At 57.8% G+C, this 12,332-nt stretch carries 17 protein-coding genes; 13 read left to right on the plus strand and 4 right to left on the minus strand.

Translation table 11 applies throughout. The annotated features are described in order from the left end of the window. The 4 genes from BKD70_RS13385 (at nucleotide 1) to BKD70_RS13400 (ending at nucleotide 3,298) form a co-directional block, all read left to right on the plus strand. On the plus strand, nucleotides 1-693 hold the full coding sequence (locus tag BKD70_RS13385) for an SPOR domain-containing protein (RefSeq protein WP_047272983.1): 693 nt from the start codon (nucleotides 1-3) through the stop codon (nucleotides 691-693). Nucleotides 694-868: 175 nt separating this feature from the next. Further along, nucleotides 869-1,399 (plus strand): ATP-dependent protease subunit HslV, encoded by a 531-nt coding sequence (gene hslV, locus BKD70_RS13390; RefSeq protein WP_016783176.1) that lies wholly within the window; start codon nucleotides 869-871, stop codon nucleotides 1,397-1,399. A 67-nt stretch (nucleotides 1,400-1,466) separates the two neighbouring features. Further along, on the plus strand, nucleotides 1,467-2,801 hold the full coding sequence (gene hslU / locus BKD70_RS13395) for an ATP-dependent protease ATPase subunit HslU (protein WP_047272982.1): 1,335 nt from the start codon (nucleotides 1,467-1,469) through the stop codon (nucleotides 2,799-2,801). A gap of 125 nt (nucleotides 2,802-2,926) precedes the next feature. After that, nucleotides 2,927-3,298, plus strand: coding sequence for a gamma-butyrobetaine hydroxylase-like domain-containing protein (locus BKD70_RS13400; protein WP_371058213.1), 372 nt, complete (start codon nucleotides 2,927-2,929; stop codon nucleotides 3,296-3,298). A gap of 127 nt (nucleotides 3,299-3,425) precedes the next feature. Here BKD70_RS13400 and BKD70_RS13405 read toward each other — a convergent pair whose 3' ends face one another. The 4 genes from BKD70_RS13405 to BKD70_RS13420 form a co-directional block, all read right to left on the minus strand. After that, complete coding sequence (locus BKD70_RS13405; RefSeq protein WP_047272980.1) at nucleotides 3,426-4,166, minus strand: phasin family protein; 741 nt, start codon at nucleotides 4,164-4,166, stop codon at nucleotides 3,426-3,428. A gap of 188 nt (nucleotides 4,167-4,354) precedes the next feature. Then, nucleotides 4,355-4,636 (minus strand): polyhydroxyalkanoic acid system family protein, encoded by a 282-nt coding sequence (locus BKD70_RS13410; protein WP_047272979.1) that lies wholly within the window; start codon nucleotides 4,634-4,636, stop codon nucleotides 4,355-4,357. Nucleotides 4,637-5,245: 609 nt separating this feature from the next. Next, nucleotides 5,246-5,563: a hypothetical protein gene (locus BKD70_RS13415; RefSeq protein ID WP_047272978.1), complete on the minus strand. Its 318-nt coding sequence runs from the start codon at nucleotides 5,561-5,563 to the stop codon at nucleotides 5,246-5,248. Nucleotides 5,564-5,836: 273 nt separating this feature from the next. Then, nucleotides 5,837-6,112: a polyhydroxyalkanoic acid system family protein gene (locus tag BKD70_RS13420; protein ID WP_047272977.1), complete on the minus strand. Its 276-nt coding sequence runs from the start codon at nucleotides 6,110-6,112 to the stop codon at nucleotides 5,837-5,839. A gap of 110 nt (nucleotides 6,113-6,222) precedes the next feature. On the opposite strand from BKD70_RS13420, the gene ubiE reads away from it, so the two are divergent. From ubiE to BKD70_RS13465, 9 genes are all read left to right on the plus strand, one after another. After that, the gene (gene ubiE / locus BKD70_RS13425) at nucleotides 6,223-6,993 is read left to right on the plus strand and encodes a bifunctional demethylmenaquinone methyltransferase/2-methoxy-6-polyprenyl-1,4-benzoquinol methylase UbiE (RefSeq protein ID WP_047272976.1); all 771 of its coding nucleotides are present in this window, start codon (nucleotides 6,223-6,225) and stop codon (nucleotides 6,991-6,993) included. Further along, the gene (locus BKD70_RS13430) at nucleotides 6,993-7,616 is read left to right on the plus strand and encodes an SCP2 domain-containing protein (RefSeq protein ID WP_047272975.1); all 624 of its coding nucleotides are present in this window, start codon (nucleotides 6,993-6,995) and stop codon (nucleotides 7,614-7,616) included. The genes ubiE and BKD70_RS13430 overlap by 1 nt, the downstream gene beginning before the upstream one ends. Then, nucleotides 7,613-9,217 (plus strand): ubiquinone biosynthesis regulatory protein kinase UbiB, encoded by a 1,605-nt coding sequence (ubiB, locus tag BKD70_RS13435; protein WP_047272974.1) that lies wholly within the window; start codon nucleotides 7,613-7,615, stop codon nucleotides 9,215-9,217. Before BKD70_RS13430 ends, ubiB begins: the two co-directional genes overlap by 4 nt. Before the next feature lie 78 nt (nucleotides 9,218-9,295). Then, on the plus strand, nucleotides 9,296-9,697 hold the full coding sequence (hisI, locus tag BKD70_RS13440) for a phosphoribosyl-AMP cyclohydrolase (protein WP_047272973.1): 402 nt from the start codon (nucleotides 9,296-9,298) through the stop codon (nucleotides 9,695-9,697). Beyond that, complete coding sequence (locus tag BKD70_RS13445) at nucleotides 9,690-10,022, plus strand: phosphoribosyl-ATP diphosphatase (protein ID WP_047272972.1); 333 nt, start codon at nucleotides 9,690-9,692, stop codon at nucleotides 10,020-10,022. The genes hisI and BKD70_RS13445 overlap by 8 nt, the downstream gene beginning before the upstream one ends. A 23-nt stretch (nucleotides 10,023-10,045) precedes the next feature. Continuing rightward, complete coding sequence (locus BKD70_RS13450) at nucleotides 10,046-10,324, plus strand: twin-arginine translocase TatA/TatE family subunit (RefSeq protein WP_019825245.1); 279 nt, start codon at nucleotides 10,046-10,048, stop codon at nucleotides 10,322-10,324. Between the two features lie 10 nt (nucleotides 10,325-10,334). Further along, nucleotides 10,335-10,748, plus strand: coding sequence for a Sec-independent protein translocase protein TatB (tatB, locus tag BKD70_RS13455; protein ID WP_047272971.1), 414 nt, complete (start codon nucleotides 10,335-10,337; stop codon nucleotides 10,746-10,748). A gap of 4 nt (nucleotides 10,749-10,752) precedes the next feature. Continuing rightward, complete coding sequence (tatC, locus tag BKD70_RS13460; RefSeq protein WP_047272970.1) at nucleotides 10,753-11,550, plus strand: twin-arginine translocase subunit TatC; 798 nt, start codon at nucleotides 10,753-10,755, stop codon at nucleotides 11,548-11,550. After that, nucleotides 11,547-12,257, plus strand: coding sequence for a 16S rRNA (uracil(1498)-N(3))-methyltransferase (locus BKD70_RS13465; RefSeq protein ID WP_047272969.1), 711 nt, complete (start codon nucleotides 11,547-11,549; stop codon nucleotides 12,255-12,257). The genes tatC and BKD70_RS13465 overlap by 4 nt, the downstream gene beginning before the upstream one ends. Nucleotides 12,258-12,332: the final 75 nt, after the last annotated feature.

The following is a 12,332-nucleotide window of genomic DNA, read 5'->3' on the forward strand; positions in this document are numbered from 1 at the left end:
TTGGCCGCCAAGAAAAAACCTGCACCCAAGCGTGGCGCCAGTCGGTATCAGGCGCCCGCCAAACAACCGATTCCCGGTTGGCTGTGGATGGCCATCGGCCTGACCGTGGGCGCATTTATCGTGTTTCTGATGAAACTCGAACCCGGCAAGGGCGACGACGTCAAACGGGTCAAGCAAGAGCAGCAGAAGGCTTCGCAAACGGCACAAGCCAATAAAACACCGCCCAGCCCGACGCAACCGGCCAAGCCAAAGTACGACTTCTATACCTTGCTGCCCGAGTCTGAAGTGATCGTGCCGCCAGAAGCCGTGCCGGAAAAAACCCCGCCGACGCCGCAAACCGCGCCGCTGGCACCCGTGACCCCGGCCGAGGCTGCCAAGATCGACACCGCGCGTGCCCAGGCGGCATTGAGCGGCATCACGCCACCGCCTGCACCACCGGTGGCCAAAGCAGCGCCGGTCACCAAGTTCTTCTTGCAGGCGGGCTCGTTCCGCAAGCAGGCAGACGCGGAAAAGGTGCGCGCACAGATCATCCTGCTCGGCCAGACCGCCACGGTGGAAGCCGGGACAGTGAAGGATGAAACCTGGTATCGCGTGCTGGTGGGTCCGTTCAGCAACCGCGACCAGCTCACCGTCGCCCAAAAGCAATTGGCGGGCAGCGGCTTTAGCAACCTGTTGCTACAGCAGCGCCGCTAACCCTCGCCAGCCCGGCGCCCCTGCAGATCCCACGCAAGATCTGCAGGCGCTGGCTGACGGGCGATTGTTTGTTCACCACTCATCCGCATTCCCTCCCCACAGTTGAAATACTCGACTGCACCCCCATATGTATCTCCATCAGGCATTTTCGCCCCGCTGCGTGGAGACTCTTCCCTTGACCACCATCGTTTCAGTACGCCGTCACGGCAAAGTTGTCATGGCTGGCGACGGCCAGGTTTCACTTGGCAACACCGTCATGAAAGGCAACGCGAAAAAAGTCCGCCGTCTCTATCACGGTCAGGTCATTGCCGGTTTCGCTGGCGCCACCGCTGATGCATTTACCCTCTTCGAACGTTTTGAAGGCCAACTGGAAAAACACCAGGGCCATCTGGTTCGCGCTGCCGTCGAGTTGGCCAAAGAATGGCGTACCGACCGCTCGCTGAGCCGCCTTGAAGCCATGCTGGCCGTAGCCAACAAAGACGCTTCATTGATCATCACGGGCAACGGTGATGTGGTTGAGCCCGAAGACGGCTTGATCGCCATGGGTTCGGGCGGTGCATTCGCTCAAGCCGCGGCACGCGCCCTGCTGATGAAAACCGAGCTGTCGGCCCGCGAAATTGCCGAAACCGCTTTGGGCATCGCGGGCGACATCTGTGTATTCACCAACCACAACATCACTATCGAGGAGCAGGACCTCGCCGAATAAGCCGCCTGCCGGGTCAATTCACCGACCCGTATGTGCCCTTCATTCAGCTAGAGGAACGCCAACTACTATGTCCATGACCCCCCGCGAAATCGTCCACGAACTCAATCGCCATATCATCGGCCAGGACGATGCCAAACGCGCCGTCGCCATTGCGCTGCGTAACCGCTGGCGCCGCATGCAGCTCCCTGAAGAGCTGCGCGTTGAAGTGACCCCCAAGAACATCCTGATGATCGGCCCGACCGGTGTCGGTAAAACCGAAATTGCACGTCGCCTGGCCAAACTTGCCAATGCACCGTTCATCAAGGTAGAAGCCACCAAGTTCACGGAAGTGGGCTATGTGGGCCGCGACGTAGAGTCGATCATTCGCGATCTGGCAGACGCTGCCATCAAATTGCTGCGCGAACAGGAAATCGTCAAAGTTCGCCACCGTGCCGAAGACGCGGCCGAAGAGCGCATCCTCGACGCCCTGCTGCCACCGGCGCGCACCTTTGGCGAAGAAGCCGCTGCCCCGCAGGACACAAACACTCGCCAGCTGTTCCGCAAGCGCCTGCGTGAAGGCCAGCTGGACGACAAAGAGATCGAAATCGAAGTGGCTGATGCCGTTGGCGTCGATATCTCCGCGCCCCCAGGCATGGAAGAAATGACCAACCAATTGCAGAGCCTGTTTGCCAACATGGGCAAAGGCAAGCGCAAGAGCCGCAAGCTGAAAGTCAAAGAAGCCCTGAAAATGGTGCGTGACGAAGAAGCCGGCCGTCTGGTGAACGACGAAGAACTCAAAGCCAAAGCGCTGGAAGCCGTTGAGCAGCACGGCATTGTGTTCATCGACGAAATCGACAAAGTGGCCAAGCGCGGTAACGTGGGCGGCGCCGATGTTTCCCGCGAAGGCGTCCAGCGTGACCTGCTGCCGCTGATCGAAGGCTGCACCGTGAACACCAAGCTGGGCATGGTCAAAACTGACCATATCCTGTTCATTGCCTCGGGCGCCTTCCACCTGAGCAAGCCCAGCGACCTGGTGCCTGAGCTGCAAGGCCGTCTGCCGATCCGCGTAGAACTCAAAGCGCTGTCGCCGGAAGACTTCGAACGCATCCTTAGCGAGCCGCATGCTTCGCTGACCGAGCAATACCGCGAGCTGTTGAAAACCGAAGGCCTGAACATCGAGTTCATGCCTGAAGGGATCAAGCGTCTGGCCGAAATTGCCTGGAAGGTGAACGAAAAAACCGAAAACATCGGTGCGCGCCGTTTGCACACCCTACTAGAGCGCCTGCTGGAAGAGGTGTCCTTCAGTGCAGGTGATATCGCCAGCGCACAAAAAGATGAGCCGATCCGGATCGACGCCGAGTACGTCAACAGCCACTTGGGCGAGTTGGCAGAAAACGAAGACCTGTCGCGCTACATCTTGTAAGTCCACTGGCCCACAAGGGCAAACATGACACCTGTAGCCGCTGCTGCAGGTTACGAAACGGGTTAACGCCTGTTCGTAACCCGCGCCAGCGGCTACGGTGTTTGTGAAGACCAAAGGTTATGACCATGATTCCTAGCGCCATCAACCTGCATAAAGCCTCGAAAACACTCACGCTGAAGTACCCCTCGGGCGAGGAGTACCATCTGCCTGCCGAATTCTTGCGCGTGCACTCACCGTCCGCCGAGGTACAAGGCCACGGCAATCCAATCCTGCAATTTGGCAAGATCAATGTAGGTATCAGCCACGTCGAGCCCGCAGGGCAATACGCACTGAAGATCACCTTTGATGACGGCCACGACAGCGGGCTGTTTACGTGGGAGTACCTGTACCAGTTAGGGCAGCGTCAAACTGAACTCTGGGCGGAGTATCTGGCAGATCTGAAAAAAGCCGGGAAATCTCGCGACCCGTCCGAGTCCATCGTCAAATTGATGCTGTGAAAAAACGCTGTTATCGCGCTTCGACCCTGTGTAGTCGCCAACGCGTCATACGCAGCGGCCATCAGTCGGAAACTGCGAGGCTGCGCTGTAACGCCATATGAAACTGGCCGCAGACTCGCATTGCTGGTCAGGACGCCGGGGTTTCCGTTTTTGGCGCGCTAGCAGCAGGCGCTGAAACGGCTGGGGTTTTGGGCGCTGCCGGTTTTTTGCTGGCGGCGGGCTTTGAAGCCGCGGGTGTAGCGGGTTTGGTCGGTGCCGGTTTTGTCACAGGTTTACTGGCAGACGCAGGGGCTTTTTTGGGCGCAGGTTTTGCAGCCGGTTTAACCGCTGGTTTGGCTGTGGTTTTGCTGGCAGCTCTGACGGGCGACGCCTTGGCTGCAACCGGTTTGGCCGCAGGCTTTGCAGAGGCCGGTTTGCTGGCCGCAGGCGCTTTGGTCCCCGCCACTTTGGCGGCGGCAGCTGACAGCTTTTCAATGTGCTTGGTCAGCGTCTCGACTTTGGCCTGTAACACTTTCACTTCATCGCGACTGGGGACACCCAGACGGGCAATTGCCCCGCTCAGACGCTTATCAAACGCCTCCTCCAGTTCACCCCATTTACCCAGTGCCAACTCTTTAACATCCTCGACCTTGGAACGGGCGGACGACTTGGTTGATTTGGGTTCAGCCGCTTTAGTCAGCTTCTCGGCTTTCTCGCCATCCTTGACCAGACTGTCAAACACCTTGCTGCCATCTGTATCAATTTTCGAATACACACCCAAGCCTGCCAGCCAGATTTTGCGTGAATACTCTTCTACCTTGCCTACCCATGAATTGCTTTCTTTAGCAGGTGCAGCTTTTGCAGATGCAGCCGGTTTTTTAGCAGCCATCGTGTTCCCCTCAATGTTCAGTCGCGACACCCGTAGCCAAACTGTCGAATCATCAAGATGAACAAAATGTTCACCTCCATCAGGTTTAGACGCTAAAGCCGTGTATTTCAAGGGTTGGAGACGGGCGCTAAAACCATGGCCGGCGAAGGCCATGGTGGTTAAAAAACAAACGCTATAGGCGCCAGGCCTTAAATCAGTTCTTTCGCCAGGATCGAATTGATCGTGGACTCAATAACGCCCTTGAAAGCGCTTTGCAGAAAACTCAGCTCCACAAACACAGTGACCGTTTTTTCGGAGACTTCCAGCGTCCCGGTGATACCGGTCATTCCATGTTTAACCGTCACGCCTTTATCAGACCAATAGGTTTTCAAACCATACTGCTCGGCCAAGCCATCGACCAAGCCTCGCGCACGGATCATAGCCTGTGCAATACCCAGATTATGCTCACGTGTAATTTTTACATTCGCCATAACAAACATCCTTTTAAATTATAGGGGTGAATTAATATAACCACGCGCCATCCTGGCACCCGGCAGAGCAACTACTGCAACTTCATGCGATGTTAATAACGTCAATTTCGCGCCCACATGAGCGAACAACACAGTCATCCACGACCACAACACTGTGGATTGGCGAGTACCGAACCGCCTTAAGCACGACTGCAATCGAACAAAACACTGACTGATGAGCCATTGCTCTATTCGCTATAAATAACTGTAGCCCCCCTTGACCAACATACAAATACATCAATTTGACTGCCTGTTTACGGCGAACGCTCTAATACGCACTTGAAATAGCTTTCACTGTTTTAACTTCATGCTTTACAGCGCTTTAAAGTAAAACCACCTACAGCCTGGAGCACCAATGCGCGTTTACATCCCTCTATAAATCCAACCTTTCTAGCCTGTGCTTCAGCCAGCGGTTAATCCATTGGCGAAGCGCTCAGGGCCAGGCGTGCTCTCTGTGCCTCTCGCCTCCTCCTTTGATACACCCCATCTCAGTACCAACCCCACTGCAACGCACAAAACGCCATCCCATTGAAGGGATAGCGTGGTCGATAAAGCGTAACGAGGGGCTAATTAATGCAGGCGTGAATCAGGAAAAGCCTCTTCCATCAGATCGGCCGCATCAATTTCCATACGCCAGTTATCTTTCTCGGCGACGGGCCCAACCAAGGTGAAAATCACACTATTGCGATAAACAATAAGGCTACCGACATCTGCTTCCTGGGTGTCTTGGAGAATAAATTTGGTGAGGTCTTCATCGCTGTGTTGCTCATCCACTCGTAGATGTTCACGATCTTTGACGAAGGCATGGATAAGGGCGCGTGATTGTTCAAGCGCTTCTTTATGTTCAATTTTAGGGGCGTACGCGAGCATATAACGATAGACAGACATTTAATAATCCCACGGTGGTTTTTGAGTCCTGAAAAACAATAACCACTGACAGAGCATTATCAAAACGAACAGCCCGACTCATGCCGCCCCGATAAAACTTAAACAAATAAGTCACTTAAGAAAATTCTCAAGCCTACTTCCATCGTTAGTGCATTGATCGCTGATGACTCTCACACAACAAAGGGCAATGCGCTAACACATGAATACGCGAACCACGGTTCACTTGCTGCCCGTCTGGACTTTCACCGCAGGGGCAGCAAGCCGTGTTGCTTTTTAAGCCAAGGCTTTATCCAGCGAACGCTCGATTTCAGATTTGATCATGCCGCTCATCGCTGACATCAACATGCCCAGTTTCACGTCGACCTTGACGGTGTTCTCGCTGATCTCCAGCACACCATCCACACCTGAGCGCTTGAAGGCGACCTTGTCTCCTGACCATTGAGGTTTGAGCCCGTATTGCGACTCAAGCTTGGCAACCACGTCCCGCGCCTTCACGCGTGCGACCTCCAGGCCAAGGGTGTGGGTGCGTTCAACGTTGATGTGCGCCATGGCGGTTCTCCTCATAAATAAGCCGCTCACTATACTTACATTGACCCTCGCCAAGACAAAGTCGGCCACCGGGATTAGAATGGCCAGCATTCTCTTTTGGTGACAGCGATATGACTGATCAGCGCAAAGGCAGCGATGCCGAACCCACCACGCACTTCGGTTTCAAAAACGTTCCGGAAAGCCAGAAAGCGGAAAAAGTCGCTGAGGTGTTCCATTCCGTAGCGGGCAAATATGACCTGATGAACGACGTTCTGTCGGGCGGCATGCACCGCCTGTGGAAGCGTTTCACCATCGAGCTTTCGGGCGTTCGCCCTGGCAACAAAGTGCTGGACATCGCAGGCGGCACGGGCGATCTGGCACGCAAGTTCTCGCATCTGGTCGGTCCAACCGGTCAAGTGGTGCTGGCCGACATCAACGCCTCGATGCTCAAGGTTGGCCGAGACCGCCTGTTGGACAAAGGCGTGGCGGGCAATATCGAATTTGTTCAGGCCGACGCTGAAAAGCTGCCGTTCCCGGACAACTACTTTGATTGCGTGACCATCGCTTTCGGCCTGCGCAATGTGACCCACAAAGAAGACGCCCTGCGTTCGATGCTGCGCGTGCTCAAGCCAGGGGGTCGCCTGCTGGTGCTGGAATTCTCCAAGCCGACCAATGCCCTGATGTCCAAGGTCTACGACGCCTATTCGTTCGCGTTCATGCCGATGGTTGGCAAGCTCGTCCTCAACGACCCGGAAAGCTACCGCTACCTGGCCGAATCGATCCGCATGCACCCGAATCAGGAAACCCTGAAATCGATGATGGTCGAAGCCGGTTTTGACCGCGTGACGTACCACAACATGACCTCGGGCATTGTTGCCCTGCATCGCGGCATCAAGCCCTGATGTTGCTCAGCGGCCTTCTCGCCAGCGTCGAGAGCGGTGTTAACCGCATCTTGCGCCTGGACAGCACTGCACTGGCGCGCATGCGGCCTTTGACCGGCAAGGTCATTGCGGTCGAATGCGCGAGCCCCGCCTTGCACTTGTTTATCCTGCCCAGCGATGAAGGTTTGCTGCTGGCTGCCCAATGGGCGGCCGATGCCGATTGCACCCTGCGCGCCCCGGCGTCCAGCTTGCTGCACCTGGCCTTGAGCAAAGACAAAACCGCTGTGTTACATGGCCCGCAGGTCGACCTCGAAGGCGACAGCCATGTGCTGATGGAGCTGGCGGCCATCCTTCAAGATCTGGAGCTGGACTGGGAGTTCGAGCTTTCGCGCTGGATTGGCCCGGTCGCGACCGCCCTGATCGCTGGTCATGTGCGCAGCCGCGCCAACTGGTATCAACACGGGTTCGCCAGCCTGAATCAGAATCTGGCCGAATACCTGAGCGAAGAAGCCCGCACTTTGGTCGGAGAACGTGAAGCGCAAGCGCGCTTTAACGAACTGGATCAACTCAAACTCGACCTGGACCGACTCGAAGCGCGTGTTGAACGCCTTTCTCGATCCCTCAATACCAGCGATCCCGCATGAAGCTGCTTGCCATTCGTCGCCTGTTTCGCATCCAGCGCGTTGTCATTCGTTACCGACTCGATGACCTGCTATTCGCCCTGCCATTGCCCTGGTGGATGCTGTCGTTGCGCTATGTATTGCCGTGGCGTTGGTTCCCGCGCAAAAAGCTTGAGCTGAGCCGCGGCGCTGCGTTGCGCCTGGCGTTGCAGGATCTGGGGCCGATTTTCATCAAATTCGGGCAGATCCTCTCCACCCGCCGCGATTTGCTGCCGCCCGACATCGCCGACGAGTTGATGCTGCTGCAAGACCGCGTACCGCCGTTCGACCCGCAAGTGGCGGTGAAGCTGATCGAAGAGCAACTGGGGGCCACCATCAGCGACGTGTTCAGCCGCTTCGATATCGAACCGCTGGCTTCGGCATCCGTCGCGCAGGTTCACGCCGCCAAGCTCAAGACCGGCGAAGAAGTGGTGGTCAAGGTGGTTCGCCCGGGCCTGAAGCCGATCATCGGTTCGGATCTGGCCTGGCTGTTCATTCTGGCCAAGACCGCCGAACGCCTGAGCGCCGATGCGCGTCTGTTGCACCCGGTGGATGTGGTCAGCGATTACGAAAAGACCATTTACGACGAACTCGATCTGTTGCGCGAAGCGGCCAATGCCAGCCAGCTCAAGCGCAATTTCGACGGTTCGCCGCTGCTGTATGTACCGCAGATTTACTGGGACTGGTGCCGCCCGAAAGTCTTGGTCATGGAGCGCATTTACGGGATTCAGGTCACTGATCTGGCCGCCCTCGCTGACCAGCGCACCGACATGAAGCTGCTGGCTGAACGCGGCGTCGAGATTTTCTTCACCCAGGTGTTTCGCGACAGCTTCTTCCACGCAGACATGCACCCCGGCAATATTTTCGTCAGCACCGTGAGCCCCTGGAGTCCGCAGTACATCGCGATCGACTGCGGCATTGTCGGCAGCCTCACGCCTGAAGATCAGGACTATCTGGCGCGCAACCTGTTTGCGTTCTTCAAGCGCGACTACCGCCGTGTGGCGCAGTTGCACATTGATTCGGGCTGGGTGCCGGCGCACACCAAACTCAACGAGTTCGAAGCCGCTATCCGTACCGTGTGCGAGCCGATCTTCGAGAAGCCGCTGAAAGAAATTTCCTTTGGCCAAGTGCTGATGCGCCTGTTCCAGACCGCGCGGCGCTTCAATATGGAAGTCCAGCCGCAATTGGTATTGCTGCAAAAAACCCTGCTTAATATCGAAGGCCTCGGGCGTCAGCTTTACCCCGACCTCGACCTCTGGAGCACGGCGCAACCCTTCCTCGAGCGCTGGATGCGCGAACGCGTCAGCCCGAAAACCCTGCTGCGCAACTTGCACAGCCAGGTCGAGCAGATTCCGCACCTGGCAGGCATGACCCGCGACCTGCTCGAGCGCCTCTCGCAGCCCCATGCGAAAAACCAGAAGTTGGTCGTGACCGAGCCGCGGGACAGCTGGTTCTTGCGTTTGCTCGGGGCGGGACATTTGGCCGCAGGTGCCTTGTTGGCCTCCGTTGGCCCGCTGCACACCCTGGGCTATTGGCCGGCTGGCATCATGCTGGCCGTGGGCTTGTATCTGATCGTGCGCCGATAGCCAGCCCCAGGCGAGGCTGGCAAACTGTGCATTCGCCGGTCCGGACCATCAGGTGCGGGCCCGTTGTCGGAGTCATACATGAAAGACTGGCTGGACGAGATCAAATGGGACAACGACGGCCTGGTGCCAGCGATTGCCCAGGACCATAAAACCGGGCGCGTCTTGATGATGGCCTGGATGAACCGCGAGGCCTTGAGCCTGACTGCCGCCGAAAACCGTGCCATTTACTGGTCACGTTCGCGTGGCAAGCTGTGGCGCAAGGGCGAGGAATCGGGCCATGTGCAAAAACTGCACGAGATGCGCCTGGACTGCGACGCCGACGTCATCATTCTGATGGTCGAGCAGATCGGCGACATCGCCTGCCATACCGGACGTCAGAGCTGCTTCTACCGCGTGTACGAAAACGCCGAGTGGAAAACCGTTGATCCGGTCCTGAAAGACCCGCACGCCATTTACCAAGCAGGGCACACCCATGACTGACACCTTGAGCCGCGTTGCCCAAGTCATCGAAGCGCGCAAGAATGCCGAACCGGGCAGCTCTTACGTCGCCAGCCTGTACCACAAGGGCTTGAACAAGATTCTGGAGAAGGTCGGTGAAGAATCGGTCGAGACCATCATCGCCGCCAAGGACGCTGCCATCAGCGGCGATTGCAGCGATGTGATCTACGAAACCGCCGACTTGTGGTTCCACAGCATGATCATGCTCGCCCAACTGGGGCAGCATCCGCAGGCTGTACTGGATGAACTGGAGCGTCGCATCGGCACCTCCGGCCACGTGGAAAAAGCCTCACGGCCGTCCGCCTAACCTCTTTTGCAAAGGAACAGATCATGGGCATTTTTGACTGGAAACACTGGATCGTCATTCTGGTAGTCGTGGTACTGGTCTTCGGCACCAAAAAACTGAAAAACCTCGGCACTGATGTCGGCGAATCGATCAAGGGCTTTCGCAAGGCCATGAACGACGACGAAAAACCGGCCGAGCCTGTGGTGCCACCTGCGCAGCCAACGGCCGCGCCGCAGCCGCACACCACCTCGACCCTGAACGAGCCGCACACCATCGACGTGCAGGCCCAAAAAGTCGAAGAGCCAACCCGTAAAGACGTGTGAGCCAAAACCCATGTTCGGTATCAGCTTCAGTGAACTGCTGCTCGTCGGCCTCGTGGCCCTGCTGGTGCTCGGCCCCGAGCGCCTGCCGGGGGCCGCACGCACGGCAGGGCTGTGGGTCGGGCGCCTGAAACGCAGTTTCAACGCGATCAAACAGGAAGTTGAACGTGAAATCGGTGCCGACGAAATCCGTCGACAACTGCACAACGAACACATCCTGTCGATGGAAGAGGAAGCCAAGAAGATCATGGCGCCCCTGCAGGACGCCATGAAGCCGGTCACGCCGGTCGAGCCGCCTGCGCCGCCCGCCGCCGTGCCTGCCGAACCCGCCAGCCCCGCGCCTGTGAGCCTGAGCAAAACCGCGTCCGAACCTGCGCCTGAACCGGCAGCGCCACACGACCCAACCCTGCCACCGCGAGCCCCTTAAGCGCATGAGCGACATTCCTGAAAATGACCAGCCAATGCCGCTGGTCTCGCACTTGACCGAGCTGCGCACCCGCTTGTTGCGTTGCATCGCGGCGATTTTCATCATCTTCGCCGGCTTGTTCGCCTTCACGCAGCAGATCTACACACTGGTCTCCACCCCGCTGCGTGAATACCTGCCGGTGGGCGCCACGATGATCGCCACCGACGTGGCATCGCCCTTCCTGACGCCGCTCAAGCTGACCTTGATGGTCTCGCTGTTCATTGCCATCCCGGTGATCCTGCACCAGATCTGGGGCTTCATTGCGCCCGGCCTCTACAAGCACGAAAAACGCATCGCCGTGCCGCTGCTGATCTCCAGCATCTTTCTGTTCTACGCCGGGATGGCTTTTGCCTACTTCCTGGTGTTCCCGCTGGTGTTCAAGTTCTTCGCCGCCGCCACCCCGGAAGGCGTGGCCATGATGACCGACATCAGCAGCTACCTCGATTTCGTCATGACCCTGTTCTTCGCCTTTGGCGTGGCCTTTGAAATCCCGGTGGCCGTGGTGTTGCTGGTCTGGATCGGCATTGTCGACGTCAAATACCTGCGCAAGATCCGTCCGTACGTGATCATCGGCTGTTTTGTGGTCGGTATGATCCTGACCCCGCCGGACATCTTCTCCCAGACCCTGCTGGCGATCCCGATGTGGATGCTGTTTGAAATCGGCATTCTGTTCGGCAGCCTGGTCAGCAAAAACAAACGCGGCAATGACGCAGACGAGCAACCGGCTGACCAAAACGCCCAACCGCCAGCGCCGCACGCGTGAACCTTCTGCTCCTCGAAGAGGCTGACTTCATTGCCGCCGACCGCGTGATCCTGCGTGATCGGCGCCTCACGCACATGCAGGAAGTTCACCGTGCCGCTGTCGGTGACAGCCTGCGCGTGGGTCGGATTGGCGGCTTGATGGGCAGCGCCGAGTTGGTGCGCCTGGAGCCCAAAGAGGCTGAGCTGGTGATACACAGCCTCGACCAGCCGCCACCGGCCAAACTGCCCCTGACCCTGCTGCTGGCCCTGCCGCGTCCAAAAATGTTGCGCCGTGTGCTGCAAACCGTGGCCTCAATGGGCGTGCCCAAGGTGGTACTGGTGAACAGTTACCGGGTCGAAAAAAGCTTTTGGCAGACCCCGTTCCTGGAGCCCGAGGCGATTCGCGAGCAACTGATCCTAGGGCTGGAGCAGGCCCGCGACAGCGTGTTGCCTGAGATCATCATCGAAAAGCGCTTCAAACCGTTTGTCGAGGATCGCCTGCCTGCCCTGGTGCAAGGCACGCGTGGGCTAGTGGGCCATCCGGGCGATTACCCGCCCTGCCCGCGCGGGCTGGATGAAGCCGTTACCCTGGCCATCGGCCCGGAAGGCGGCTGGATTCCTTACGAAATCGACCTGCTGGCCAACGCCGGATTGCAACCGGTGCAACTGGGCGCTCGCATCCTGCGGGTTGAAACCGCCGTCACCGCCCTGCTTGCCCGTCTTTTTTGAGGCTGTAACCGCCCACAGCCTCGCGCCTCCCCCATCACGGCCATAGCAGCAGCCGTCTCCCTGAAACATCTTGCA

This window comes from Pseudomonas sp. BS-2016 (assembly GCF_001806145.1).
GTDB lineage: Bacteria > Pseudomonadota > Gammaproteobacteria > Pseudomonadales > Pseudomonadaceae > Aquipseudomonas > Aquipseudomonas lundensis.

What these genes read in the sequence shown, in the direction of transcription:
- tatC (WP_047272970.1), top strand. Translation starts at nt 10,753, where the DNA reads ATGAGCGACATTCCTGAAAATGACCAGCCAATGCCGCTGGTCTCGCAC.
- BKD70_RS13400 (WP_371058213.1), top strand. Translation starts at nt 2,927, where the DNA reads ATGATTCCTAGCGCCATCAACCTGCATAAAGCCTCGAAAACACTCACG.
- tatB (WP_047272971.1), top strand. Translation starts at nt 10,335, where the DNA reads ATGTTCGGTATCAGCTTCAGTGAACTGCTGCTCGTCGGCCTCGTGGCC.
- BKD70_RS13445 (WP_047272972.1), top strand. Translation starts at nt 9,690, where the DNA reads ATGACTGACACCTTGAGCCGCGTTGCCCAAGTCATCGAAGCGCGCAAG.
- BKD70_RS13415 (WP_047272978.1), bottom strand. Translation starts at nt 5,563, where the DNA reads ATGTCTGTCTATCGTTATATGCTCGCGTACGCCCCTAAAATTGAACAT.
- hisI (WP_047272973.1), top strand. Translation starts at nt 9,296, where the DNA reads ATGAAAGACTGGCTGGACGAGATCAAATGGGACAACGACGGCCTGGTG.
- BKD70_RS13450 (WP_019825245.1), top strand. Translation starts at nt 10,046, where the DNA reads ATGGGCATTTTTGACTGGAAACACTGGATCGTCATTCTGGTAGTCGTG.
- BKD70_RS13430 (WP_047272975.1), top strand. Translation starts at nt 6,993, where the DNA reads ATGTTGCTCAGCGGCCTTCTCGCCAGCGTCGAGAGCGGTGTTAACCGC.
- BKD70_RS13405 (WP_047272980.1), bottom strand. Translation starts at nt 4,166, where the DNA reads ATGGCTGCTAAAAAACCGGCTGCATCTGCAAAAGCTGCACCTGCTAAA.
- ubiB (WP_047272974.1), top strand. Translation starts at nt 7,613, where the DNA reads ATGAAGCTGCTTGCCATTCGTCGCCTGTTTCGCATCCAGCGCGTTGTC.
- BKD70_RS13410 (WP_047272979.1), bottom strand. Translation starts at nt 4,636, where the DNA reads ATGGCGAATGTAAAAATTACACGTGAGCATAATCTGGGTATTGCACAG.
- hslU (WP_047272982.1), top strand. Translation starts at nt 1,467, where the DNA reads ATGTCCATGACCCCCCGCGAAATCGTCCACGAACTCAATCGCCATATC.
- BKD70_RS13420 (WP_047272977.1), bottom strand. Translation starts at nt 6,112, where the DNA reads ATGGCGCACATCAACGTTGAACGCACCCACACCCTTGGCCTGGAGGTC.
- ubiE (WP_047272976.1), top strand. Translation starts at nt 6,223, where the DNA reads ATGACTGATCAGCGCAAAGGCAGCGATGCCGAACCCACCACGCACTTC.